The following is a 25011-nucleotide window of genomic DNA, read 5'->3' on the forward strand; positions in this document are numbered from 1 at the left end:
GGGCCCTCAAAAAGGCACCAGCTCTTCCGCCTCTGCCTCAGCTACGGCGTCTTCAATGTCGGCGAGCCACCGCAATCTCGCCGCATTATGGCTCGCCAGGGTCCGCACCTTACGGTGCAGTCGCGAGTCGAAGTCGAGGACAGCATCCGCCAACGGTCCCGTCGGCGTCGAGACGTAGACATGGCCGTCCTCCACGCTGGTCCACCAGTCCGAGCCGTCCGGATTGAGGGTAACGTCGTACAGCCCCCGGGTCTTGAGACTGTGACACCCGGGGCACAAGGAGTGCATCGCCCACGTCGCGGTCTTTCCGCCCGGAGACACGTCCTCGATTTCGCCGTCTCCGCCAGTCCACCTGGTGACGTGGTCGAGTTGGGCGGTGGCGGCAGGACTGTCGCATCCCGGGAATCTGCAGGTGCCGTCTCTGCCGGCATCGGTCGCGCGCTGATGCTCGGACGGAGAGTAGCCGGAGACCTCACTGTGGCCGACGACGCACAGGTCAGTGACCCGCGCCATCCACCGCTCAGTGGCGACCTCGTGCAGCCAGGTGCTCTCCAGGTGCATCCGGCCGTTGTCGAGGTTCCGGTAGCAGTTCAGCGTGACAGAGACGTCGCCCGCTCTGCCGTGCACCAGGTCGAGCAGTGCGCGGGACCTGCTGCACTTCCGTGCCGCGGCGACCGCGTCGATGATGCGGATCATGCCCACCCCCTCGTCTGTCGGGAGAGTGACATGGAAGGTCGTCGCCGCATCTCCGCGGGTATCCACCGCGAAGTCGAGCTGATGCTGCGGCGGTGGCGGTTCACCCCGGCCTTCCGGGTCAAGAGGACGTGCCGACGGCTGGATTTCGGCGATGACCTCCTGTGCCAGTCGACGCAGTGTGACCACCCCCGGCACGGCCTGACGAGGCATGACGGGGGTCACCAGAGCCACAATGCCCCGCTCGACCTCGTCAAGATGTTCGTCATCCACTGCTGCAACCGAGTCAGCGAGCGCCCGAAGGTGGTCGAAGGAGAAAGCGCCACCCTGCAGATGTCGCCCCAACACTCTCATCCGGGTGATCATCGTGCCGATGTCACAGTAGGCCAGCGCCTTCCCCTTGGAGACCCCGAGCCCCACAGACAGCTTCCTGACATGACGGGACACTTCGCTGGACGGTGACGGTGCCGCGTCACGCGCTATATCGAGCTCCAGCCGGTTGATCTCCCTCTTCGCGCTGTACATTGCCTCCTGGGCACTCACCGCCCAGCACGGCTCATCGAGGTCCTCCTCGACATATTCGACATCACAGTCGAAACACAGCTCCTCGTAATCACGTTCGATAACACTGAGATCCGCCCTACCCTGCACCATGATCTTCCCCTCATCGCTGCGGACACCACCCTCGACTGCCTCTTACTCTACCGAATCTGTGTTCGATCAGCAAGAGGAAAAAGAACCCCGGACGGATTCCCGTCCGGGGCGCGAGGTGGGGCTACACCTTCACAAGATCCGCAGACACTCCGTCGCCCACGTCATGGGGCAGAGACTCTCCGACGACCACCGACACCGACGTCGCCAAGACCTCACCCGCGATCGTCCCGGTGTGCTCATCGGCCCAGGCCTTCTTCTCCTCCGGCACCGACAACGTCAGCGTGATGCGGTCCGAGACATCGAAACCGGACGCCTTCCGGGCGTCCTGAACGCCACGGACCCGGTCCGCTGCCCACCCCTCGGCCTCGAGTTCCGGCGTCACGGTGGTGTCAAGGACGACGAGACCGTCCCCACCCGGGATCTCGGCGGTGTTCTCCGGGTCAACCGCCACGAGTTTGCGGCTGAACTCACCGTCGACCAACTCGATGCCATCGGCCGTGACCGTCCCGTCATCCGCGACAGTGTAGTTGCCGGTCTTGACGGCCTTGATCACCTTCTGGACGTCCTTGCCCAGACGCGGGCCGGCAACACGGGCATTGACCACCACGTCAAAACGTCCCACGGACGAAACATCATCAGTCAGCGTCACAGACTTGACATTCACCTCGTCGCGGATGATCGACGCGAAGTCTTCCAGTGCGTCCGACTCAGGCAGCGCCACTGTGAGCCCCGGCAACGGTAGACGGTTGCGCAGCTTGTGGGACTTGCGCAACGACGACGTCGCCGAGCACACGCCGCGCACGGCGTCCATCGAGGCCACCAACGCCTCGTCCGCCGGAAGCTCATCAGCCGACGGCCAGTCGGTGAGATGCACCGAACGTTCACCTGTCAGGCCCCGCCAGATGACCTCCGTGGTCATCGGCAGCAACGGAGCCGCAATGCGGCACAGCGTCTCCAGCACCGTGTACAGGGTGTTGAACGCTTCCGGGTGCCCGTTCTCGCCGGAGTCCCCCGCCCAGAAACGGTCGCGGGACCGCCTGACGTACCAGTTGGTCAACACGTCACAGAACTGGCGGATCTCATCCGTGGCGGAGGCGATGTCCGTGGCGTCCAACGCACCGGTGACCGCGGACACGGTGTCGTGCAGCTTCGCCAGAATATACCGGTCGAGCACGTTCGTCGAAGCGGTGTCCCGCTGCGCGGGGGTGTGGGCGTAGAGCCGCAGGAAGGAGTAGGCGTTCCACATCGGCAGCATCGCCTGGCGGACGCCCTCCCGGATTCCCTGCTCGGTCACGATCAGGTTCCCGCCACGCAGGATCGGCGAACTCATCAGGAACCACCGCATCGCATCCGAACCGTCACGGTCGAAGACCTCGTTGACGTCGGGGTAGTTACCCTTCGACTTCGACATCTTCAGTCCGTCGTCGCCCAGCACAATGCCGTGCGACACCACCTTCGTGAACGCGGGGCGGTCGAACAACGCCGTAGACAACACATGCAGCAGGTAGAACCAGCCACGGGTCTGCCCGATGTACTCCACGATGAAGTCCGCCGGGGAATGGGTGTCGAACCACTCCTTGTTCTCGAAGGGGTAGTGCACCTGCGCGAAGGGCATCGAACCGGAGTCGAACCACACGTCGAGGACGTCCGGAACACGGCGCATCGTGGACTGTCCAGTGGGGTCATCAGGGTTCGGCCGGGTCAACTCGTCGATGTAGGGACGGTGCAGCGACTCCGGGCGCACCCCGAAATCCGCCTCCAGCTCATCAAGCGAACCGTACACGTCGATGCGCGGATACTGGTCGTCGTCCGACACCCACACCGGAATCGGCGAACCCCAGTACCGTGAGCGGGAGATGTTCCAGTCACGGGCTCCCTCGAGCCACTTGCCGAACTGGCCGTCCCGGATGTGCTCCGGGATCCACTCGATCTGCTCGTGGTTCAGCTCCACCATCCTGTCCCGGAACGTGGAGACCGACACGAACCAGCTGGGCAGCGCCATGTAGATCAGCGGCTCACCGGAACGCCACGAGTGCGGGTAAGAGTGCTCGATGGTCTGGTGGCGCACCACCCGTCCCGCGGCCTTGAGGTCACGGATGATGTCCTTGTTCGCGTCGAAGACCAGCTGTCCCTCGTAGTCGGGCACGAGGGAGGTGAACTTGCCGTCCATGTCCACCGGCACGACGGTGTCGATCCCCGCCGCATTGCAGGTGGTCATGTCGTCCTCACCGAAGGCGGGTGCCTGGTGGACGACACCGGTACCGTCCTCGGTGGTGACGTAGTCCGCGGCGAGGATGCGGAACGGCCGCTTCTCCCCCAGCTCGGCACGGTCGGCGAAGTAGCCGAAGACCGGCTCGTAGGTCAGTCCGACCAACTGCTCGCCGGTGAACTCGGCAACGACGTCCGCAGCCTCGCCCAGCTCACTGCCGTAGGCGGCCATCAGGTCCTTCGCCAGTAGGACGGTGCGTCCGGCGACTGCGTCAGCACCGTCATCAGCGACCGCGACCAGTACATAGGTGACCGACGGGTTGACCGCCAGGGCGAGGTTCGACGGCAACGTCCAGGGTGTCGTCGTCCACGCCAGCGCCGACGCCCCGGCAAGCTCCGGGTGCGCCGCCAGCGTCTCCACCGCCGCGGTACCTGGATGCGCGCCGGTGACCGGGAACGTGACGGTCAGAGTGGGATCCTGACGCATCTTGTAGGAGTCGTCCAGGCGGGTCTCCTGGTTGGACAGTGGCGTGTGCTCGGCCCACGAGTAGGGCAGCACCCGGAAGCCCTGGTAGATCAGCCCCTTGTCGTACAGGTTCTTGAAGGCCCAGATCACAGACTCCATGTAGGACAGGTCCATGGTCTTGTACCCGTTGTCGAAGTCCACCCACCGGGCCTGACGGGTGACGTAGTCCTTCCACTCGTCGGTGTAGCGCAACACCGACTTCGCGCAGTACTCGTTGAACGAGGCGAGCCCCATCTTCTCGATGTCGCCCTTGTCGGTGATGCCGAGCTGCTTCTCCGCCTCCAGCTCAGCAGGCAGGCCGTGGGTGTCCCAGCCGAAGACACGCGGGACGCGGTAACCGCGCATCGTCTTGTAACGCGGGACGATGTCCTTGACGTAGCCGGTCAACAGGTGCCCGTAGTGCGGGAGACCGTTGGCGAACGGCGGGCCGTCGTAGAAGATGTACTCCGGCGCGCCCTCACGGTTGTCGAGGGACGCCTGGAAAGTGTCGTCCTGCTTCCAGTAGTCGAGGACGGAGCGTTCCATCGTCGGGAACGAGCTGGTGCCGTTCGACATGTCGGTGTGCGGGTACGCTCCGCCGGCGGGGGTGGTCATCGCGGACTCCTCGTAAGGTCGTGTGCTTTCTCACGGTCCGCGGGGACGTCGCCTGTGCCGGCAACGCGGTACCACCCCGCTTGGGCTCCCCGACGACACCGCCGAGCCGGGGAATCCCGCTTGTTCCTACGGCTGTGACGTGCCGCGACCACGTCCGGTTCTACTCGGCCCGCCCCGCCCGGGGACACACCTTTCTTCCGGATCGCTCCCCGGTGATGGCCGGATCACTGCGATTGAAAAACCCCGCACGGCGGTGCGGGGCCGGTCAGACATGAAGTATACGCCTCATCGTCTCCGGTGGAGAAACAGGTCGACGACGAAGATGACGATCCCCACGGCCGCCACCCCGATGCAGATCCACGCCCACAGCGCCGACCCCACATAGAGGGCGACGAGCAGGGCGAGGAACCCCAGGAGGGACATCAGGAGAGACAGTGCGAGCATCGTTACCGCCGTCCGTCGTCCACGCCGTTGACCGGGGAACTACTTCTCGCTGAAGTCGATGTTGGAGTTCGGTGCCGCGGTGCTGCGGCTGTTGAGCTCCTCCAGCTGGGACTCCAGGAAGGTCTTCAGGCGGGTACGGTACTCCCGCTCGTAGGTGCGCAGTTCCTCGATACGGCTTTCCAGCGCGGTCTGCTGCTTCTTCACCGTGGTCATGATCTCGGTGTGCTTGCGCTCTGCGTCCTGCTGCAGGGCGTCCGCCTTCTCCTGGGCGGCGCGGACCTGCGCCTCGGACTGGGCGGTCGCGTCGGAGATCAGGGTCTCGGACTTCTGCGTTGCGTCGGCGACGAGTGTGTCGGCCTTCTTCTGGGCCTCGGCGACCGTCTTGCGGGCCTTCTGGTCCGCCTCGGCGAGCTGCTTCTCGGAGCGCTTCTGCGCGTCGGACAGCTGCGAGCTGGCCTTCGAGTTGGCCTCCTCGAGGGTGCGGTTGGCTTCGTCACGTGCATCGTCCAGCATGGCCTGCGACTCGGACTTGGCGTCGCCGGTGAGCCGGTCGGCCATCTCCTGTGCCATGCTCAGCACCCGGGCGGCCTGCATGTGGGTGTCGGCGTTGGCTGTGCCGGACTCCTGTGCCGTCTCCGTGACCGGTGCCTGGGCAGCGGCCGCGGCCGGAGCCTGAGTCGCCTGCGACGAGGCAGCCTCGGCACGCTTCTCGGCGTCGGCGGCCTTGTTCTCCGCGGCCGTGGCACGCTTCTCCGCTGCGGCGGTGGCGTCCTGCGCCTTCTTCAGCTCGGCTTCGAGCTCGGTGACCCGGGCACGGGCCTCCTCGAGCTCAGCCGTCAACTCGGAATCATCGGACGACGCGGGGGCAGCAGCCGGGGCTGCGGCAGCTGCGCCGGACCCCACCTGCCCACGGAGGTCGTCATTCTCGTCCTGGAGTTCGGCGAGCGTGTCTTCGACGAGATCGAGGAACTGGTCAACCTCGTCCTCGTTGTAGCCACGCTTGCCGATCGGCGGCTTGCTGAATGCCACGTTATGAACGTCAGCGGGAGTCAACGGCATCGGTAGTTCCCTTCACAGTCGATATGTTCCGCCGGCCGAGGGGGCCGGGCGGCGAGTCAGTCACGATCTTATCAGCGACCACGTCCACAAGGCTTCAGGTTCAACCTTATGTGCAGTCTTTCAGGTCAGTTATACAGGAGGGGTTTTCCCACCTGCAAGAATGTCAGGGCAGAAGCGCCCGCCCGGACGGTCACGCCTGGGCGGCGATACTCATCAGGATCGTGATGAGAATCGAGATCCCGAAGAAGAGCACCAGGACCGACACATCCAGCGCGACCCCGCCCAACCGGAGAGGTGGGATCACCCGACGCAACGGACGCACCACGAAGTCGGTGAGCACGAAGATGGGCTCGGCGACGAGAGCGAACCGACGCGAGGGACGCCACTGGCGGGAGAAAGAACGGATCATCTCGATGATGACCCGCGCGAGGAGGATGAACCAGTACAACCTCAGGAGCAGTGCGATGAGATAGAGAGTTGTGGCCACGGTGTTCTACTGGTCCTCCACCAACTGGTCGAGCTGGCTCTGGTCTAGGGTCACGGAGGCGGGGATCAGGGCGAAGTTTCGCAGCCCGCCGAGCTTCTTCAGTGTACCGTCCAACCCCTTGGCGAGCCCGACGGAGAAGTCCAGCACGCGGCTGGCCTCGGCCTTCTCCATCCCGGAGAGGTTCAGCACGACGATGTCCCCTGCCTTGAACTCCGTCGCCAACTCCCCTGCCTGCTGGAACGAACTCAGGGCCAGGCGGACGACCTGAGGCTCCCTGGCGGGTGTCGCCGGCACCGGCGCGACAGGTGCCGCGCCCACGTCGGCGCGGCGTGGCGGCCGGGACGAGCGGTAGTCGTAGTCGGAGCGGTCGGAGCGGTCTGCACGGCCCACCCGGTCGGAGCGCTCGATCCGGTCTCCCCGGTCACGGTCGTAGTCCCGCTCCCGGTCGTCCTCGCGGTCCTGGTACCGCCCCGACTGCCGGTAACCGCCACGGTCCTCCTCGAACTCGTCGCGGTAATACGGGTCATCGAAGCTGTCAACGTCACCGAAGCCGAAGAAATCCTTGACCTTCCCGGTGATTCCGTCTGCCATGGTCTGTCTCGCTTTCTCTGGGATGTGTCGTACGCGGGTCGTCTGCTGTCAAAAATACCGGGAAGTGGCGTCAGACGTCAGGAATCCAGACCACTGAAGCCTGGCGCCCTGTCCGACCTTCCCTCCGGTACGAAAAGAAGTTCTCCTCGGAGACCGTGCTCCGCGGGTCCGCGTCGACTGACGTGATCCCGGCACCGAGCAGCTGCCGGGTGACACCGGCCCGGATGTCCAGGCCCGGAGTGCCCCGGGTCGTGGTCGTCCGGGACCCGGGCAACCGCTCTTCGACGTCCCGGGCCATCTCCTCGGGAACCTCGTAGTCCTCGCCGGCCGCCGCCGCACCGAGAAGCGCGTGGATCCTGGCGGGGACGGCACCGAGCTCCGTCATCGCGGCGACGGTCGCCGGCACCACTCCGTTGCGTGCACCCATCCGTCCCGCATGCACCGCGGCGACGACACCAGCCTCCTCGTCGGACAGGAGGATCGGGACACAGTCGGCGGTCAGGACGACCAGTGCGACACCGGACTCCCGGGTCACCAGCGCATCGGTGAACTCGACGGGCCCGCCGTCAAGGGACTCGAGCAGTTCACCGGTCACCTCCGTGACATTCGGCGAGTGGATCTGCTCCATGTAGACCATCCGCTCGGGAGGTACACCGATCAACTCCGCCAGCCGCAACCGGTTGGCAGCCACGGCCGAGACGTCGTCACCGACATGGTCGGCGAGGTTGAAGGAGGAGAACTCCCCCGACGACGATCCACCGTGCCGGTCGGTCACCACCTTACGGACACGACGGTCAGAGGAAGGTCGGGACATCGAGATCGTCATCCCCCTCATCGCCACGGTCGTCACGGCGGGTGTCCCGACGGTCGCCGTTCGAGGTGAACAACCCCGAGGAGTTCGGCGTCTCCGAGGATCCCGGGACGCCCGACCGGGAACGGCGGGTGAAGCTGCTCGAGCCGGCGTTCTGCGGCTGGGCCTCGCTCCGCTGGGCGGCCGGGGCGTCGTCCCCGTTGAAGATGCCGGGCTGGGACTGCTGCGGCTGTTCGGCGGCGGGAGCGGCGCCGGCACCGTTCTCCGGCGCACGGTGCTGCCCACGACGCGGTGTCGCAACCACGTTCGGGGAGTCGTCGAAGCCCGTGGCGATGACGGTCACACGGACCTCGTCGCCCAGCTGGTCGTCGATGATGGTGCCGAAGATGATGTTGGCGTCCTCGTCGGCGAGGTCCTGGACGATCGTGGCCGCCTCATTGACCTCGAAGAGTCCCAGGTCGGACCCGCCGGCGAAGGACAGCAGCACGCCCTTGGCGCCCTGCATGGTCGTCTCCAGCAGCGGAGAGTTGATCGCCAGTTCGGTCGCCTTGCGGGCGCGGTCGTCGCCGCGTGAGCTGCCGATGCCCATCAGGGCCGAACCCGCGTCGGTCATCACCGAGCGCACGTCGGCGAAGTCCACGTTGATCACGCCGGGAGTGGTGATCAGCCGGGTGATGCCCTCGACACCGGAGTGCAGGACCTCGTCGGCCTTACGGAAGGCGTCCATCAGCTGGAGATCGGCGTCGCCCATCTTCAGCAGGCTGTCGTTCGGGATGACGATGAGTGTGTCGCAGACGTCACGCAGCGCCTCGATCCCCTCGAGTGCCTGCTTGGAACGACGCTGCCCCTCGAAGGTGAACGGCCGGGTGACGACGCCGACGGTGAGCGCGCCCTTCTTCTTGGCGATGTTCGCCACCACCGGCGCGGCACCTGTCCCGGTGCCGCCGCCCTCACCACAGGTCACGAAGACCATGTCGGAACCTTCGATGACCTCCTCGATCTGCTCCTTGTGGTCCTCCGCCGACTTCCGTCCGACCTCGGGGTTCGCGCCGGCACCGAGACCGCGGGTCTCGGCCTGGCCGATGTCCAGCTTGGTGTCCGCGTCGGTGAGCAGGAGTGCCTGCGCGTCTGTGTTGATCGCGACGAACTCCACACCCTGGAGATTCGCGTCGATCATCCTGTTCACGGCATTGACACCACCGCCACCGACACCGACGACGGTGATCTTGGCGAGGTGGTTGTCGTAGAGGGTCATGGTGTGCGCTCTCTTTCCCGGGGGTGCCTGTTGTGCTGTCGCTCTAACTCTGCGACCAATTGTGTGTGACACGGCGGTGATTTCCGCGCACATTTTTCTTGCGTGTCGTATCCCTCAACGTCGGGTTGAGAGTTGTCGGGGGCGGTTCAGTCCCGCACCGAGGGCAGTGCCGGGTTCGAGACATTCCACCGCTGCCCCTCCCTGGTGAGCACCACCCGTGTCGCCTCAGCCTTCTCCTCGGCGCGGTCGGCGGAACCCCAGTACACCTCGCGCCCCTCGGCGAAGCGCAGGGTGACCTCCTCCGCAGACGACGCGTCGACCTCCTCCACCGTCCCGCGGAGCTCCTCCGGCAAGGCCCCGAGCACCGTACCTGCCGCTTCGAGGGCGCCGGAGTCGTCGGCGGACGCCTGCACCGGCACCGCCCCCTCCGGACTCTCACCACGGAGGAAGACGCGGCCACGTTCGTTGATCACCAGTGGACCGTCGTCACCGTCGACGACACCGACGGCGTTGTACTCGGTGATGTTCACCCGCACACCCGACGGCCAGTCACGGGAGACGGTCACCTTCTCTACCCATGGCAGCTCGGAGACGGACCTCGCCGCGTCACCGGTGTCGGCGAACAGCAGGTTCTGCCCCTCCACCGGAGATGCCGCGGAGATGACCTCTTCCGGTGTGAGGTGCCCCGTCCCCTCGACGTCGATGGTGCGGACCTGGAACAACGGACTGAACACGACGACGGCCGCGAGGACCACGAGCAGGCCGAGAGCCCCCAGGACGACGGCGAGCCTGCGCCGTCGACGAGGGTCCCGTCGACCCTTCCGCCGTGCCCGGGCGGCACGGGTGTCACTGCTCACCATCGGACATCAACCCTCGTCCGGAACGGTCTCGTCGAGTGCCCGCAGAATCTCGTCGGCGAGCATCGTGACTGTCCCGGCCCCGACTGTCAGCACGACGTCCCCGTCCTCGGCCAGCTCTGCGACCCGCGCGGGTGCGTCGGCGAAACGGGGCTCGTAATGCACCTCGGTCGCCCGGTCCACCCGGTCGGTGATCACCCGGCTGTCCACGCCCTCGACCGGTTCCTCCCGCGCGCCGAAGATGTCCAGCACCACCACGACGTCCGCGAGGGACAACGCCTCGGCGAACTCCTCGGCGAAGGCGAGGGTACGGGAGTACAGGTGCGGCTGGAACACGGCGACGACACGGCCGGACTGCCCGGTGTCCTCGTGGCGGGCACGCACCTTCTCACGCGCGGCCGTCACGACGGCGCGGACCTCCGTCGGATGGTGGGCGTAGTCGTCGTAGACCTCCACCCCTCCGACGCGGCCGTGGTACTCGAAGCGTCGACGTACCCCGTCGAAGGACGCGACACCGGCGGCCATCCCGTCGGCCGGGGCACCGACCAGGACGCCCGCGACCAGCGACGCCACCCCGTTGAGCAGCATGTGCCGCCCCGGGGTGCGCACGGTCACGTGGACGGTGTCGACGGAACCCGCGGCGAGCCGGACCTCCGCGTCGGTGCCACCGTCCGACAGCGTGCCGGTCGACAGGATCTCCGCGGCCACGGGGACGGTCGGATGGGCTGCGGCGGCCGCCGCGGTCCCGTAGCCGAGCACACGGACCCCCTCGGCGACGTGGACCTCACCCGCGACGACTGATTCCGCCAGCCGTGCGCTCCCGTCGTCGTCCAGACACAGGACGAGCGCACCGCCGGGGACGACACGTCCGGCGAACTGTTCGAAGACCTCCCGGTACGCCTGCTCCGTGCCGAAGAAGTCGAGATGGTCCGGTTCGATGTTGGTGACCACCGCGACCTCCGGCGAGTAGGACAGGAATGAGCCGTCCGACTCGTCGGCCTCCGCGACGAAGACGTCGCCGGTGCCGTGGTGGGCGTTCGTCCCCGCCCGGTTGAGCTGCCCGCCGATGGCGAACGACGGGTCCATGCCCGCGTGCTGGAGTGCGACCACTGCCATAGAGGTCGTCGAGGTCTTGCCGTGGGTGCCGGCCATCAGCACCGCCCGCCTGCGCTCCATCAGCAACGCCAGGACGTCGGAGCGTCGCAGCAGAGGGACACCGGCCTCACGCGCCGCCACGAGCTCCGGGTTGTCCTGCGGGATCGCGGCGAAGGACGTCACCACCGCATCCGGCAGGCCGCCGCCCGGCGTGCCCGCCGTCAGGTTCTCCGCCCGGTGTCCCACAGAGACGTCCGCGCCCGCGGCACGCAGCGCCAGCACGATCCGTGACTCCTTCATGTCCGATCCACTCACGGACACCCCACGGTCCAGCAGGATCCGCGCGATGCCGGACATCCCGGCACCACCGATCCCGACCATGTGGACGTGCCGGAGATCATCCACCGAACTCACCGTTGTGCTCACTGCTCATCCCCTACCTCACTGATGACGATCTCGGCGATGCGGTCCGCCGCGTCGCGGTGGCCGGCCGCCGCCGCAGCGTCACCGGCACGCCGCAGCCTCTCCTTGTCCCGCAGGAGCGGGACAACCTCACGTGCAACCCGACCGGGGTCGAGCTCGGCGTCGGGGACGATCACCCCGCCACCCGCGGCGACGACCGGGCGGGCGTTGAGCTCCTGTTCCCCGTTGCCGTGCGGCAGGGGAACGTACACGGCCGGCAGTCCGCAGGCCGAGATCTCCGCCACCGTCATCGCACCGGAACGGCACAGCACCATGTCGGCGGCCGACAGGGCGAGGTCCATGCGGTCGATGTAGGGCACCGCGACGTACGCCGGGGCGCCGTCAGCCGACGGCACCGACGGTGCCTCGTTCTTCCTGCCGTAGGCGTGGAGGACGCCGATACCCGCGTCAGCGAACGTTCCCGCGGCCCCGCTGACGGCGGCATTGATGGAAGACGCCCCCTGGCTCCCCCCGGTGACCAGCAGGACCGGTCCGTCCTCGTCCAACCCGAAGAACTCACGCGCCTCGGCGCGCAGTGCCTGACGGTCCAACGCCAACAGTGAGTCACGGACGGGGATGCCGACGACGTCGGCGTCCAGTCCGGAGTCGGCGGTTGCGGCGAGGGCCCGTCCCCCGAGCCGGACGCCGAGCTTGTTGGACATGCCGGCACGCGCATTCGCCTCATGGACCACGATCGGCACACCGAGCGACTTCGCGGCCAGGTAGGCGGGGGCGGAGACATAGCCGCCGAATCCCACGACCACATCAGCCTTCAGGTCCTTGAGCGCGCGGCGGGTCCGTCGCAGCGCCCCGATCAGTCGGAAAGGCAGCGTGAAAAGATCCTTGTTCAGCGTGCGCGGCACCGGTACCGCAGGGATCAGCTCCAGATCCACGCCCCGGGCGGGGACCAGTGTCGTCTCCAGGCCCCGGGTCGTCCCCAGGGCTGCCACGCGGGCGTCCGGACACGCCCGCCGGATGGACTCTGCCACGGCGAGGGCGGGCTCGATGTGACCCGCCGTCCCACCGCCCGCGAGGACGACGGATATCGGACGGGATGAGGGGGACACGGCTTAACGCCTCCTGCGGTTGTGCTGCTGACTGGTGCGGTGACGGGGTTCCGGCAACGGCTCCCGGGCCCCACGGTGACGCGAGGCGCCGGACCTGACCGGCTCTCCCGGCGGCTGTCGTCGCCGGGTCACCGGTTCACCGTACCGCTTCGGTTGTTCGCGGACGCGCTCACGACGCTCCTGGCCGGGCCTGTAGGGTTCCGGCTCCGGCAGGAACAGGATGCGGTCGATCAACGGCCGTCCTTCATGCTGCATCGACGACACGGTGGCAGGTTCATGCCGGGCGATGTTCGCCAGCAGTCCGAGGGAGGCGAGCGTGACCACCGCAGAGGAACCACCGGCCGAAATCAGCGGGAGCTGAACACCGGTCATCGGGAACAGCCCCACGACATACCCCATGTTGTAGAACGCCTGGACCGTGATACCCATCGTCAGGGCCGCGGCGAGGAGCCGGAGGAAAGGATCGTTCTGCGCCATCGCGGTACGGATACCGAACCACGCCAGCACCCCGAACAGGATGACGACGAGTCCCGCACCGAGCAGCCCGAGCTCCTCACCGATGATGGCGAAGACGAAGTCGTTGGCCGCCTCGGGAAGATAGAGCCACTTCGCGCGTGACTGGCCGAGCCCCTGGCCGAGCAGACCTCCGTCGGACAGCGAGAGGATCCCCTGCCGCGACTGGAACGTCGCGCCGCGGGACGTCGCCTCGTCGAAACTCAGGGTGAAGGTCTCGGTCCAGGAGCTGAACCTCGCGCTACGGAACGCGTGCTGGAGGCTGAAGATCACGCCCGCCACACCGGCGACGGCGAGCACCGACATCAGCGCGGTCGTGCTGACGCCGGCGAAGAAGAGCATCGCCGCCATCACGGCGGCCAACGACAGCATCATGCCCAGGTCGTCCTGCAGGAGCACCAGGCCCAGGATCACCGCCGCGACGATGAGGAAGGGGTTCAGGACGAACCGCGCCGAACTGCTCACCCGGGAACGGGCCGCCACGACAGCTGCGCCCCAGACCGCCAGGGAGAACTTCGCTACCTCGGAGGGCTGGATACCGACACCGGCGAAGCGGATCCAGGAATTCGAGCCGACCTCGGTCCCGCCGACACCGATGCCGGGGATCAGCACCAGGATCAACAGCACCACCGAGACACCCAGGAAGACCACCGAGAGGTTGCGCACGGTGGACGGTGTCACCCGCAGGAAGAACCACATGGCGACGAGACCGGCGGCCACGACGACCGCCTGTTTCATGAACTCGCCGAAGACACCGGTGTCGCTGTCGATGGAGGTCACCATCGACGACGAGAGAACCATCGTCAGGCCGATCACGACGAGGATGGCGGTCACACTCATGATGACCTTGTAGTTGAACTGCGGCGTGCTCAGCACACGACGGAACTTGTCCCCGAGTCCGCGCCACGGCGACTCGGTGCGTCCGGAATCGTTCTTCACCGTCATCGGTCAACGTCCTTTCCCGCCGGTTGTCCCGCCAGTTCCGCGAAGAGGTCGCCTCGTTGCGACATACCCTCGTACATGTCCAGTGACGCTGCCGCCGGGGCGAGGACGACACTGTCGCCGACGCCGGCGAGCGACCGGGCCGCCGCGACGGCCTCAACCATCGCGGTGACCGGGTCAGCGTCGTCGATGACGCTCACCGGGAGATCCGGTGCCACCGTGGCCAACGCGTCCGCGAGGATCCGCCGGTCGACCCCCAACAGTACGGCTCCCCGGAGTCCGGGCGCGACCTCTGCGACGAGGTCGTCCACGGCGGCTCCCTTGAGCTGGCCGCCGGCCACCCAGACCACGTGGTCGAGGCCGCGCAGTGCCGCCGATGCGGCGTGGGGGTTCGTCGCCTTGGAGTTGTCCACCCAGCGCACACCGTCGGTCTCAGCCACGACCTGGCCCCGGTGGGCCTGGACACGGAAGCCTGCCAGAGCGCTGGACACCGCCTCCGCCGACACACCGACGCTGCGTGCCAGTGCCGCCGCCGCCGCAGCGTCCGCCACACCGGCCGGACCGGGAGGGGAGATTCCCTCGGCGCTGGCGAGGTCAGTGAGCTGTCCGGTCGCCGGGTCCAGCTCGACGATCCGACCGTCCCGCACTCCGGTGACGACGGCCACGGGCCCGTCCGACAGCACGACGGCGGCGGGATCACCCGTGGTGAAGGCACGCCGTTCACCGGAGACCACGTGCGCCCCTGACGTGACGTTCGGGTCGTCGGCGGCGATCACCGCGACCGCGCCGGTCAAGGCACGCATCTTGTCTGCGACATAGTTCCCGAAGGATCCGTGCCAGTCCAGGTGGTCCTCGGCGAGGTTCAGCACGCATCCCGCGTCCGGGGCGAACTCCGGAGCCCAGTGGAGCTGGAAACTCGACACCTCGGCAGCCAGGACCTCGATCCTCGGCTCGGCAAGCAGGGCCTCACCCGGAGGCGTCCCGATGTTGCCGACCGCACGAGACCGTCGACCGTCCGCCTGCAGGATCGCGTCGAGCATGGCCGTCGTCGTCGTCTTGCCGTTGGTCCCCGTGACCGCCAACCAGGTCCTCGGTGCGCCGAACAGGGCGGCCCTGTCCGCCAACCAGGCCGCCTCGACATCGCCGACCACCGCAACCCCGGCCTCCGCGGCGGTGGCCGGGAGCGGTCCGTCCGGCCGCCACCCCGGTGACGTGATGACCAGGTCGAAGCGTCCGTCCCCCAGCCGGGTCAGGGCTTCGGCGACGGTCACGGCGTAGGCGCCGGTCTCCGTTCCCAGCGTGCCGCCGGCGACGACGTTGTCGTCGGCGATCGTCACCGTGCACTCCAGGTCACCCAGCATCCGGGCCACCCCTGCACCGGCCACGCCGGCGCCTGCGACGAGGACGTCACCGCCTCGCATCGCTTCGACGACCTGGTTCACCATGTGATCGTTCTCCTGTCGTGGGACTGTAGGTGTCAGAGTGGTGAGTTGCTCAGCCACTCGGAGTAGAACACGGCCACACCGACCACGGCGAACAACGCCGACAGCAGCCAGAAACGGACGGTGACCGTGGTCTCCGCCCACCCCCCGGCCTCGAAGTGGTGGTGGAAGGGTGCCATGCGGAAGATGCGTCGCCCGGTGGTCTTGAAGGACACGACCTGGATGACGACGCTGGCCGCCTCCATGACGAACAGGAGGCCGACGACGACCATCAGCAGCTCGGTCCGGGACGCGATGGACAGGCCGGCGACCAGGCCGCCGAGGGCCAGTGAGCCGGTGTCCCCCATGAAGATCTTCGCCGGGGCGGCGTTCCACCACAGGAATCCGACGCAGCCGCCCAGCCCGGCGGCTGCGAGCATCGACAGGTCCAGCGGGTCCCGCACGGCGTAACACCCCGCCTCTGCCGCACCGGAGCACGAGTTGCGGAACTGCCAGAAGGTGATCACCACATAGGCGGACAGGACCATCGCCGTGACACCGGAGGCCAGCCCGTCGAGACCGTCCGTGAGGTTCACGGCATTCGACCAGGCGGAGATCACCAGGTAGATGAAGATCAGGAAGAGGATCGTGCCGATGACCGCTCCACCGACAGCAAGGTCGAGGGTGTTGATGTCCCGGGTGAAGGAGAGCTTCGTCGACGCCGGCTTCAACCCGTCGGAGTTGGGGAACTGCAGCACCAGGAAACCGAAGATCAGGGCGGTGACCAGCTGGCCGGCCAGCTTCGCCTTCGCGTTCAGGCCGAGGTTCCGCCCCTTGACGACCTTGATGTAGTCGTCGGTGAAACCGAGCCCGCCGAGTGCGAGTGTCAGCCCGAGGACCAGCCAACCGGATACGCCGGGGCCGGTACCGTTGGTCACCAGACCGACGAGAACGGCGACGACGTAGCCCGCGGTGATGCCCGCCAGGATCGCGATACCACCCATGGTGGGCGTGCCACGCTTACGCAGGTGCGACTTGAGCCCTTCTTCCCGGATCTCCTGGCCGATGCCTTCCGCGGAGAACCGCCGGATCAGCACCGGGGTGAGGAAGATCGAGACGAAGAACGCCACGAGGGCGGCGACGATGATCTGTGTCATGGCTTCGGTTACCTGCTCTCTTCTTCGCCGACGAACAGCCCCTCGGCGACACTCCACAGGCCGTCGGCGTAGGACGCCTTGACCAGGACGACATCATTGGGTTCGACGTTGAGGTCGAGGAAGTTGACGGCGGCGTCGGCGTTCTCGACCTGTCGCACGGAGACCCCGTGGGCTTCCGCTGCCTCCGCCAGGGCGCTCTGGTTGACCCCGTTACCCACGATCACCGCATGACCGATACGCCGCTGGGCGAGGACGTCGCCGAGGAGCGCATGCTCGTCACGCGCATCGTCACCCAACTCCGCCATCTGCCCCAGCACGGCCCAGCTCTGCACGTCAGAACGTCCTGCCGCGGTGTAGGCGAGGGCGTCGATACCGGCGCGCATCGAATCCGGGTTCGCGTTGTAGGTGTCGTTGATGACGGTCACACCGTCCGCCCGGGTCCGTACGTCCATGCGGTTCGCACTGGCGGCGACGTGACTGTTCAGTGCTCCTGCGACGGTGGCGGCGTCCAGGCCGCATTCCATGCCGACGACGGCGGCGGCGAGGGCGTTGGACACCTGGTGGGCCCCGAACACGCCGAGCGTGACCTGCACCGGCTCCCCGTAGGGGTGGTGCAGCGTGAACGACGCGCGGGCGACCTCGTCCAGCGTGATGTCCGAGGCGTAGTAGTCCACGTGGTCCGCCCCTGAACGCCCCTCCTCCGACGTCGAGAAGCGGATGATCCGCGCGTCGGTCCGGGTCCGCATCGCCGACACGTGGTCGTCGTCGGCGTTGAGTACGGCCAATCCGCCGTCGTCCGCGGACGGGAGGGACTCGACGAGCTCGCCCTTCGCCCGCGCGATCGCCTCACGGGAGCCGAACTCGCCCAGGTGTGCGGTGCCGACGTTCAGGACGACACCGATCCGCGGCGGTGCGATCCGGGCGAGGTGGGCGATATGGCCCTGGCCGCGGGCCGACATCTCGGCGACGAGGAACCTGGTGCTGCGGCCGGCCTTCAGCGCCGTGTACGGGTGTCCGATCTCGTTGTTGAAGCTTCCGGGGGGTGCCACGGTCTCGCCTGCACGGGTGAGGACGGCGCCGAGGAGGTCCTTGGTCGAGGTCTTCCCAGCCGATCCCGTCACGCCGACGACGGTGAGCCCTTCCTCAGCGACCAGGGTGTCGGTGTTGTAGCGGGCGAGGCGTCCGACCGCGGCGAGCACTCGTTCGCCCACACCCTCCGGGTCATTCTCGAGATAGGCCGCGTTACGCTGGGCCGCGCCGTCGTCGGCGTCCGCAGACTCCTCGACGGCCTCGCACAGCAACGACGGCTGTCCGACGGGACGTCCGACCATGGCCAGCGCGGCACCGTCACGCAGTGCTCCCGGGACGAAGTCGTGGCCGTCGACGCGCTCACCGGGCAGCGCCATGAAGACGCTGCCGGGGGTGATCCGTCGTGAATCGAACTCGACGGGGCCGGTCACGACAGTTTCTGCCGTGGCACCGTCCACCAGGTGTCCTCCGGTGACCTCGGCAATGGTGCCGCTTGTCATCTCAATCATCGTGTCGGTTCCTGTCTGTCCTGTCGGTCCCTGAGTGCTTGTGCGAGTACTGCCACGTCGTCGAACTCGAGGACGGTGTCCCCGACGATCTGTCCGGTCTCGTGACCTTTGCCGGCGACTATGACGATATCGCCCCGGCGGGCCCAGGCGACTGAGGCCCTGATCGCGTCGGCCCTGTCACCGATCTCGCGCAGGTCGGCGCCCCGGCTGTCCGCGATGTCCCGTGCCCCGGCGAGGACCTCGGCCCGGATGCCCCCGGGTTCTTCGTCGCGGGGGTTGTCGTCGGTGACGATCACCAGGTCCGCGACCTTGGCTGCCTCGGCCCCCATCAGGGGGCGCTTCTCGTGGTCCCGGTTACCTCCGGCTCCGAGCACCACGCCGACGCGGCCCCCGTGTCCCGCGCGTTCCAACTGGTCGGCGAGAGTCGTCAGTGCAGCAGCCACAGCGCCGGGTTTGTGGGCGTAGTCCACCAGCGCCAGGAAGTCCCGCGGGTAGCGGGTGTCACCCTCACCGACGGTCACCGTCTGCATCCTGCCCGGTACATGGACGTCACCGAGTTTCGGTGCCGCCGTGGACACGTCGACGCCGGCCTCCCGGGCACACGCCAGTGCCACGACGGCGTTTGCGACATTGAACACGCCGGGCAGGGAGAGCGGGAAACTGAAGGTGGGTTCGGGGTTGTCGGGATCCGTCACCGTCACGTGCTGCAGACCGTCGGTCCCGACCTCGACCGAGTCGACCGACCATGACGCCGGTGCCACACCGGTGGTCGTCACCGTGGTGGCGTTCTCCACGGTCTCCGCCAGTTCGCGGCCCCATTCGTCGTCGACGCAGACCACGGAGGACGGAAGCTCTCCGCCGGGGTCCTGGGGCACGGTGAACAGGAGCGACTTCGCCTCGAAGTAGTCCCGCATCGTCGGGTGGAAGTCCAGGTGGTCCTGGCTGAGGTTGGTGAAACCGGCGACATCGAAGTCGACCCCGCGTACCCTGCCCATCACCAGTGCATGGGACGACACCTCCATCACGACGTGGGTGACCCCCTCGTCACGCATCCGGGCGAAAAGCCCCTGCAGCGTCGGTGCTTCCGGTGTTGTCAGCGACGTCGGGACCGCACGGCCGTTGATCCTGGTCCCGGTGGTCCCGATGAGGCCCACACTGTGGTCGTCGAGCAGCATCCGCTCCACCATGTACGACGTGGTCGTCTTACCGCTGGTACCGGTCACACCGATCACCGTCATCGACCGGGACGGGTGACCGTGGATCTCTGCGGCGACCGGTCCGAGCCATGCCCTGCAGTCATCGACCACCAGCACGACCGTCTGCACACCGTCCGCACGGAGCACCGTCAGCCCCTCCTCGTCGGTGAGGACACAGCTGCCTGCCGACTGGCCGGCGAAGGACGCCCCGTGGGCCCGGGCCCCCGGCACCGCCATGAACATGCCGCCGACCGCGACCGAGCGCGCGTCGATCGCGGCGTCCGTCACGGGGAGTTCTCCTGCCCCACCGGGGGCGTCTGACTCGCCGAGCGCCACGAGACGCCCTCCTGTCAGGTCCGCGAGTGCGGCCAGGGTGGGTGGTTTCACGCTCACTGCGCCTCCAGCGTCAGTCGGGGTGCGGCCTCCGGGGAGAGCGGCACATTGTAATGGTCGAGCAACCAGGACGTGATGTCCCGGAACAGTGGCGCGGCCGACTGGCCGCCGCTTCCGTCGGTCCCACGCTCGGGATCGTCCAGCATGATGGCGACGACGAAGCGGGGGTCGTCTGCCGGGGCGATACCGGCGTAGGTGATCCAGTAGTCGGAGTTGGAGTACGCCCGCGTCTCGGGGTCGATCTGCTGGGCGGTACCGGTCTTCCCGCTGGTCTGGTACCCCTCGATGCCCGCTGTGGGGGCGGTGCCCTGCTGGACTCCCGTCGGGTCCGACTGGTTGACGGCCCGGAACATGTCGACCACCGTGCGTGCCGTCTCCGGGGAGACCACCTCCACCGACTCCGGTTCGTCCTGCGGAATGTCGTTGCCGTCGGCGTCGGTCACCGACTTGATGATGCTCGGTGTCACCCGCACACCGTCGTTGGCGAGCGCCTGGTAGATGCTGGCCATCTGCAGCAGGCTCATTGACATGCCCTGCCCGATCGGCAGGTTGGCGAAGGTGCCGCCTGACCACTGCGACAGGTCCGGTACATATCCGCTGGTCTCACTGGGCAGCCCCAGGTCCGTGGCCTGACCGATACCGAACTTCTGGACGTAGTCCCAGAAACTCTCCTCGCCCACGCGGTCGGCCAACATCAGCGTGCCGACGTTGGAGGACTTCCCGAAGATACCTGTCGTGGTGTAGGGCACCACGCCGTGGTCCCACGCGTCCTTGACCGTCACACCGGACATGTCGATGCTGCCCGGGACCTGCAGCACCTCGTCCGGGGTCGTCTTGCCGTCCTCGATGGCGGCCGCGGCGGTCATCACCTTCGCCACCGACCCGGGCTCGTAGGCGTCCTGCACGACACGGTTACCGAAGACCTTGCCGTCCTCGAGCTGTTCGTCGATGTTGCCCTGCGGATTGATCGTGTCGGACGTGGCCATCGACACCACCTCGCCGCTTGTCGCGTCGAGCACCACGGCGGAGGCGGATTCGGCACCTGACTTGTCCTTGGCCTGCTGTACCAGCTGCTGAATGTAGGTCTGGGCCTCCAGGTCGAGGGTCAGCTCATAGGCGTCGCCGTCCACGGCGGGGTGCCGGTCGCGCGTCGAACCGGGAATGGCGAGACCGTTGGCCCCGACGTCGACGGTGCGTGAACCGTTGGTGCCCTGCAGCCGGGAATCCTGCGACAGCTCCAGACCGAACTGGCCCTCGTTGTCACGGCTGATCTTGCCGATGACGTTCTGTGCCACCGCGCCGTTGGGATACTGGCGGATGTCCTGACGTTCCACCGTGATCTCCGGGTACTCCTCGGAGACCTTCTCCGCGACGTCCGGGTCGACGTCACGGACCAGGACCTCATAGGTCGAGTCTGCCGTGAGTTTGTCCCGGATGTCGTCGGCCTTCACCCCGTCCGTGTCGGAGTCGTCGTCCGGATCGGTCTGACTGTCGGAATCATTGAGCAGTTCCGGCAGGCCTTCGGCGATCTCGCCGATCCGTTCTTCCGGCGCGGAAACACCCTCGGGATCAAGCTCATGACGGTCCTCCATGAAGGACTCGAGCAGGTGGGGATGCACCGAAAGGGAGCGGGCCTCCATGGTGTAGGAGAGCCGCTGGCCGTTGCGGTCGACGATGCTGCCCCGGTGGGCGGGTTCGGTGATCACCGCCGTGCGCTGCTCACTGGCCATCGCAGACAACTCCGGGCCCTTGACCAGCTGTACCCAGGTCAACCTGAGCAGCAGCGCGAGCACCAGGACGACGACGATGATCAACACCGCCGCGCCACGTTTTCCGAAGCTGGCGGCACCGATGTCGAGGGTCTGCCAGGAGTTCCCGGGAACTCCCGACCTCGTGGACCGGGACGACGGTCGCGAGGAACGCGAGGGTCGCTGAGGTCGGGGGTCACGCCCGGCGTACTGCCTTCGGTCCCTGTCCTCGGCCAATGTGACCTCTCCCTTCCACGATGCTCACAGCATGGTCTTGTCGACCGGACATGGAGCCCGGTCGATTCATCCCGTCCATTGTCCTAGCACGGGCGCCACACCCGGGGCATTGGACGCCGGGCGTGTCTTGTCGGCTGTGCTGTCAGTACGGGAGTTCACCGGTCGAGTCGGAGCCACGCTGCGCCTCTCCGGCCGGCGCCGCGGAGTCACCGTCCGGGTTGTCGCGCCCGTCGCCACCGTTGTCCAGGGCCTGTGGAGCGAGCCCGGGAACCTGGTCGGTGGCCTCCGGGTCACTCGTCGGGCGTTGTGCGCGGACCTCACCGTTGATGTCGGTGACCGGGCGGGTCGCCTCAGGGTCGGCGGCGCGGAGTTCATTGACGTCGTCGCCGTTGACGTCGAGCACGCCCGCCTGGCCGGGGACGACCATGCCCAGTCGCGACGCCTCGGCCGCAATACGCTGGGTGGAGGACGCATCCTCCACGTCGCGGTGCAGTGACTCCAGCTCATTGGACAGCGTCGTGCTCGTCGCTTCCGCCTCGGAGAGCTGGAAAGACTGCTCCGTCGTCTTTCCCGACAGGTACATGGCGAAAGCGACTCCGGCGACGAACAGTGCGAGCAGGACCACCCAGGTCCGCACCACTGAACGCTCAGCTGCGGACGGGACGGCGATCCGACGTCCCCGAACCGTCACCTGCTGCCTCGAGCCCCGCCTCCTGACGGGGCTGGCGTGGGTGCGACGACGGTCTTCACGCCGGGGGGACGGACTGACGACGGCGGGCCTGTGGTCGTCGTGCCCGGTTACGCTGGTGCGTTGGCGGGTGCGCTGACGGGCTGCGGTGGCGGTGCTCATCTGGTTCCTCGCTGTGCGTCTCGGTGTGTCTGCTGAATTCGTCGGACTGCCCTGACCCTGACGGGTGCTGCCCGCGGGTTCTGCTCGATCTCTGCCTCGGAGGCTTTCTCCGAACCCCGGGTGACAAGCTCGAAATCGGGGGCGTGGTCGGGCAGGGCGACAGGTAGTCCCGGTGGGGTGTGGTCCACCGTCAGGTCGGCGAGGGCCTTCTTGACGATGCGGTCCTCCAGGGACTGGTAACTCATGAAGACCGCGACGCCTCCGAGATGGAGACGTGCCGTCACCTCGGGGATGACGGCAGCCAGGGAATCCAACTCTGCGTTCACCTCGACCCGAAGGGCCTGGAAGGTGCGTTTGGCAGGGTGCCCCCCGGTGCGCCGGGACGCTGCCGGGATCGTGCGGTAGAGCAGTTCAACCAGGCGCCCGGAGGTCGTGAACGGCTCCGACTCCCGCTCACGGAGGACCGCCGAGGCGATCTTCCCCGCGAAGCGCTCGTCTCCGTAGGTCTTCAGGATCCGAGCCAGGTCCCCGTGTGCGTAGTTGTTGAGGATGTCCGCGGCCGTGGTCGGCAGATCCGGGTCCATCCTCATGTCCAACGGTGCGTCCTGGGCATAGGCGAACCCGCGGTCAGCCTGATCCAGCTGCATCGACGACACACCGAGATCGAAGAGGTAACTTGACACGCCGACCTCCCGGACCGTCTCCGGAAGTTTCCCGTCGTCCACCAGTGTGTCCAGTGCGTCCCCGAGCCCGTCGAACCTGGTGCGGTAGGCGAGGAACCGGTCACCGAAACGCGACAGGCGCTCCTGTGCCTGGTTGAGCGCGGCAGGATCACGGTCCAGACCGACAACCACCGCCTGAGGGAAGCTCTCGAGGAAGACCTCGGTGTGTCCACCTGCCCCCAGGGTCCCGTCGACGATCACAGGCGTCTCCGGCGCCCCGGCTGAGTCGACCCCCTCACCAACGAGTTCCACCATGCGGTCACGCATGACCGGGACGTGCCCGTGCTCGCCAGAGACGCGTGCGTTCTTGTCGTCATCGGCGACGGTCATCGAGGAGGTCCTTTCTTCAGGGGCGGTTGTCCGGTCCCGTTCACTTCACGTGGTCATCACAACGCCGCCGGGACTGTACACAGGGCCTCACCTGCACGGGCCCGTTTGATGTCGGGGAAGTACATCAAAGCAGGGTCGTCCGCGCAGATGAGGGCCGGCACACAGTCCCACCGGCGTCGCGGGGCATACGGCAGTCACCGACGACTGTCAGAGGATCCCGGCGAGAGAGTCGTCATCGCCGTCGGCGAAAGTGGACTCGTGCTCCTCCAGGTAGGCCTCCCAGGCCGCCGCGTCCCAAATCTCGATGAAGTCGACTGAACCGATGACGACGCAGTCCTTGTTGAGACCCGCGTAACTCCGGTGCCCGGCTGAGAGGGTGATCCTCCCCTGCTTGTCGAGCTCCTGCTCATCGGCACTCGCCGCCAGGTTCCTGACGTATGCCCTCGCCTGCGGGTTCGCCCGTGACGCCGCCGCTGCTTTCGCGGCGCGCACCTGAAACTCCGCCCTGGTGTGGACAGCGAGGCTGTGGTCCTGCCCGTTGACGACGACCAGCCCGTCCGCCAACTGCTCGCGGAACTTGGCGGGCAAGGTCAAGCGACCCTTGTCGTCGAGCTTCGGGGTGAAGGTGCCGAAGAACATGTCGGCCCCCTTCCCCGGTCATCCGGACATCTGAGACGTTGTTGCCGTATGCGTTCTCTGTGAAGTTGTCCCGGGACCAGTCTGCCCCAGTGCGCCCCACAGTACCCCACTTCCAACCACAGTGACTAGCCCACGAGTCACAGAAGATGACAAAAATCGCACCGTGCACCGTCACAACGGCTGATGCTCAATGAAATTACCCCTTTGAACTGTGGTTATAAGAATTGGAGCACGGTGGGGGAAGGTGGGGGTCTTTTTCTAGTCCAGGAGTGGAAGTCGGGCACGTCGGGCCCCCTGGGGCCGTCATCGGACGGTTCCTGACGGCACGGTGGGGCGTTGTGGGGCACACGGGAGCGTGGGCCGTCGTCGGCCGAAGACGACAAAACGGGCGGGCCCCGATCAGTGATCGGAGCCCGCCCGTGGGGTGCGCGGGGTCACGGAACCCCGCAGTGAACTAGATGTAGTTCCCCGTGAGGTTGTGAACACGCGCTGAGGGAGTCAAACCTCCGATAGCGGTGTGGG

General features: G+C 67.1%; 20 protein-coding genes. All 20 read right to left on the reverse strand.

All coding sequences use genetic code 11. The features are described 5' to 3' along the window. Positions 1-6: 6 nt before the first annotated feature. On the reverse strand, positions 7-1347 hold the full coding sequence (locus tag FS507_RS13225) for an HNH endonuclease signature motif containing protein (RefSeq protein ID WP_145943246.1): 1341 nt from the start codon (positions 1345-1347) through the stop codon (positions 7-9). A 121-nt stretch (positions 1348-1468) separates the two neighbouring features. After that, entirely contained in the window at positions 1469-4675 is a 3207-nt protein-coding gene (gene ileS / locus FS507_RS13230; RefSeq protein WP_145943247.1) for an isoleucine--tRNA ligase, read from the reverse strand. Between the two features lie 285 nt (positions 4676-4960). Continuing rightward, on the reverse strand, positions 4961-5119 hold the full coding sequence (locus FS507_RS17645; RefSeq protein WP_186314688.1) for a hypothetical protein: 159 nt from the start codon (positions 5117-5119) through the stop codon (positions 4961-4963). Between the two features lie 39 nt (positions 5120-5158). Further along, positions 5159-6178: a DivIVA domain-containing protein gene (locus FS507_RS13235; protein WP_145943248.1), complete on the reverse strand. Its 1020-nt coding sequence runs from the start codon at positions 6176-6178 to the stop codon at positions 5159-5161. 190 nt (positions 6179-6368) lie between these two features. After that, positions 6369-6665, reverse strand: a complete 297-nt coding sequence (locus tag FS507_RS13240) for a YggT family protein (RefSeq protein ID WP_075815553.1) — start codon at positions 6663-6665, stop codon at positions 6369-6371. A gap of 6 nt (positions 6666-6671) precedes the next feature. Further along, a complete protein-coding gene (locus tag FS507_RS13245; protein ID WP_145943249.1) occupies positions 6672-7256 on the reverse strand; it encodes a cell division protein SepF in 585 nt (194 codons plus the stop codon). Positions 7257-7326: 70 nt separating this feature from the next. Then, complete coding sequence (gene pgeF, locus FS507_RS13250; RefSeq protein WP_145943250.1) at positions 7327-8070, reverse strand: peptidoglycan editing factor PgeF; 744 nt, start codon at positions 8068-8070, stop codon at positions 7327-7329. Further along, positions 8051-9322 (reverse strand): cell division protein FtsZ, encoded by a 1272-nt coding sequence (gene ftsZ, locus FS507_RS13255; RefSeq protein ID WP_145943251.1) that lies wholly within the window; start codon positions 9320-9322, stop codon positions 8051-8053. The genes pgeF and ftsZ overlap by 20 nt, the downstream gene beginning before the upstream one ends. A 146-nt stretch (positions 9323-9468) precedes the next feature. Next, complete coding sequence (locus FS507_RS13260) at positions 9469-10182, reverse strand: cell division protein FtsQ/DivIB (RefSeq protein WP_145943252.1); 714 nt, start codon at positions 10180-10182, stop codon at positions 9469-9471. Between the two features lie 6 nt (positions 10183-10188). Next, complete coding sequence (gene murC / locus FS507_RS13265) at positions 10189-11655, reverse strand: UDP-N-acetylmuramate--L-alanine ligase (protein WP_222121431.1); 1467 nt, start codon at positions 11653-11655, stop codon at positions 10189-10191. A gap of 41 nt (positions 11656-11696) precedes the next feature. Further along, positions 11697-12803, reverse strand: coding sequence for an undecaprenyldiphospho-muramoylpentapeptide beta-N-acetylglucosaminyltransferase (gene murG / locus FS507_RS13270; RefSeq protein ID WP_145943253.1), 1107 nt, complete (start codon positions 12801-12803; stop codon positions 11697-11699). Between the two features lie 3 nt (positions 12804-12806). Continuing rightward, positions 12807-14261 carry a peptidoglycan glycosyltransferase FtsW gene (locus FS507_RS13275; RefSeq protein ID WP_145943254.1) on the reverse strand — a complete coding sequence of 485 codons (1455 nt, stop codon included), beginning with the start codon at positions 14259-14261 and terminating at the stop codon, positions 12807-12809. Beyond that, a complete protein-coding gene (murD, locus tag FS507_RS13280; RefSeq protein ID WP_145943255.1) occupies positions 14258-15703 on the reverse strand; it encodes a UDP-N-acetylmuramoyl-L-alanine--D-glutamate ligase in 1446 nt (481 codons plus the stop codon). Before murD ends, FS507_RS13275 begins: the two co-directional genes overlap by 4 nt. 32 nt (positions 15704-15735) lie before the next feature. Further along, positions 15736-16836, reverse strand: a complete 1101-nt coding sequence (mraY, locus tag FS507_RS13285) for a phospho-N-acetylmuramoyl-pentapeptide-transferase (RefSeq protein WP_145943256.1) — start codon at positions 16834-16836, stop codon at positions 15736-15738. An 8-nt stretch (positions 16837-16844) separates the two neighbouring features. Then, positions 16845-18374 (reverse strand): UDP-N-acetylmuramoyl-tripeptide--D-alanyl-D-alanine ligase, encoded by a 1530-nt coding sequence (locus tag FS507_RS13290; protein ID WP_145943257.1) that lies wholly within the window; start codon positions 18372-18374, stop codon positions 16845-16847. Further along, positions 18371-19963 (reverse strand): UDP-N-acetylmuramoyl-L-alanyl-D-glutamate--2,6-diaminopimelate ligase, encoded by a 1593-nt coding sequence (locus FS507_RS13295; protein WP_145943258.1) that lies wholly within the window; start codon positions 19961-19963, stop codon positions 18371-18373. Before FS507_RS13295 ends, FS507_RS13290 begins: the two co-directional genes overlap by 4 nt. Continuing rightward, positions 19960-21816 (reverse strand): peptidoglycan D,D-transpeptidase FtsI family protein, encoded by a 1857-nt coding sequence (locus tag FS507_RS13300; protein WP_260853468.1) that lies wholly within the window; start codon positions 21814-21816, stop codon positions 19960-19962. Before FS507_RS13300 ends, FS507_RS13295 begins: the two co-directional genes overlap by 4 nt. 274 nt (positions 21817-22090) lie before the next feature. Next, complete coding sequence (locus FS507_RS13305) at positions 22091-22798, reverse strand: hypothetical protein (protein WP_145943259.1); 708 nt, start codon at positions 22796-22798, stop codon at positions 22091-22093. Next, positions 22795-23850, reverse strand: a complete 1056-nt coding sequence (gene rsmH, locus FS507_RS13310) for a 16S rRNA (cytosine(1402)-N(4))-methyltransferase RsmH (RefSeq protein ID WP_145943260.1) — start codon at positions 23848-23850, stop codon at positions 22795-22797. Before rsmH ends, FS507_RS13305 begins: the two co-directional genes overlap by 4 nt. 207 nt (positions 23851-24057) lie before the next feature. Next, positions 24058-24489 (reverse strand): division/cell wall cluster transcriptional repressor MraZ, encoded by a 432-nt coding sequence (gene mraZ / locus FS507_RS13315; RefSeq protein WP_145943261.1) that lies wholly within the window; start codon positions 24487-24489, stop codon positions 24058-24060. Between the last annotated feature and the right edge of the window lie 522 nt (positions 24490-25011).

The sequence above is a fragment of the Corynebacterium glyciniphilum AJ 3170 genome (genome assembly GCF_007673095.1).
Taxonomy (GTDB): domain Bacteria; phylum Actinomycetota; class Actinomycetes; order Mycobacteriales; family Mycobacteriaceae; genus Corynebacterium.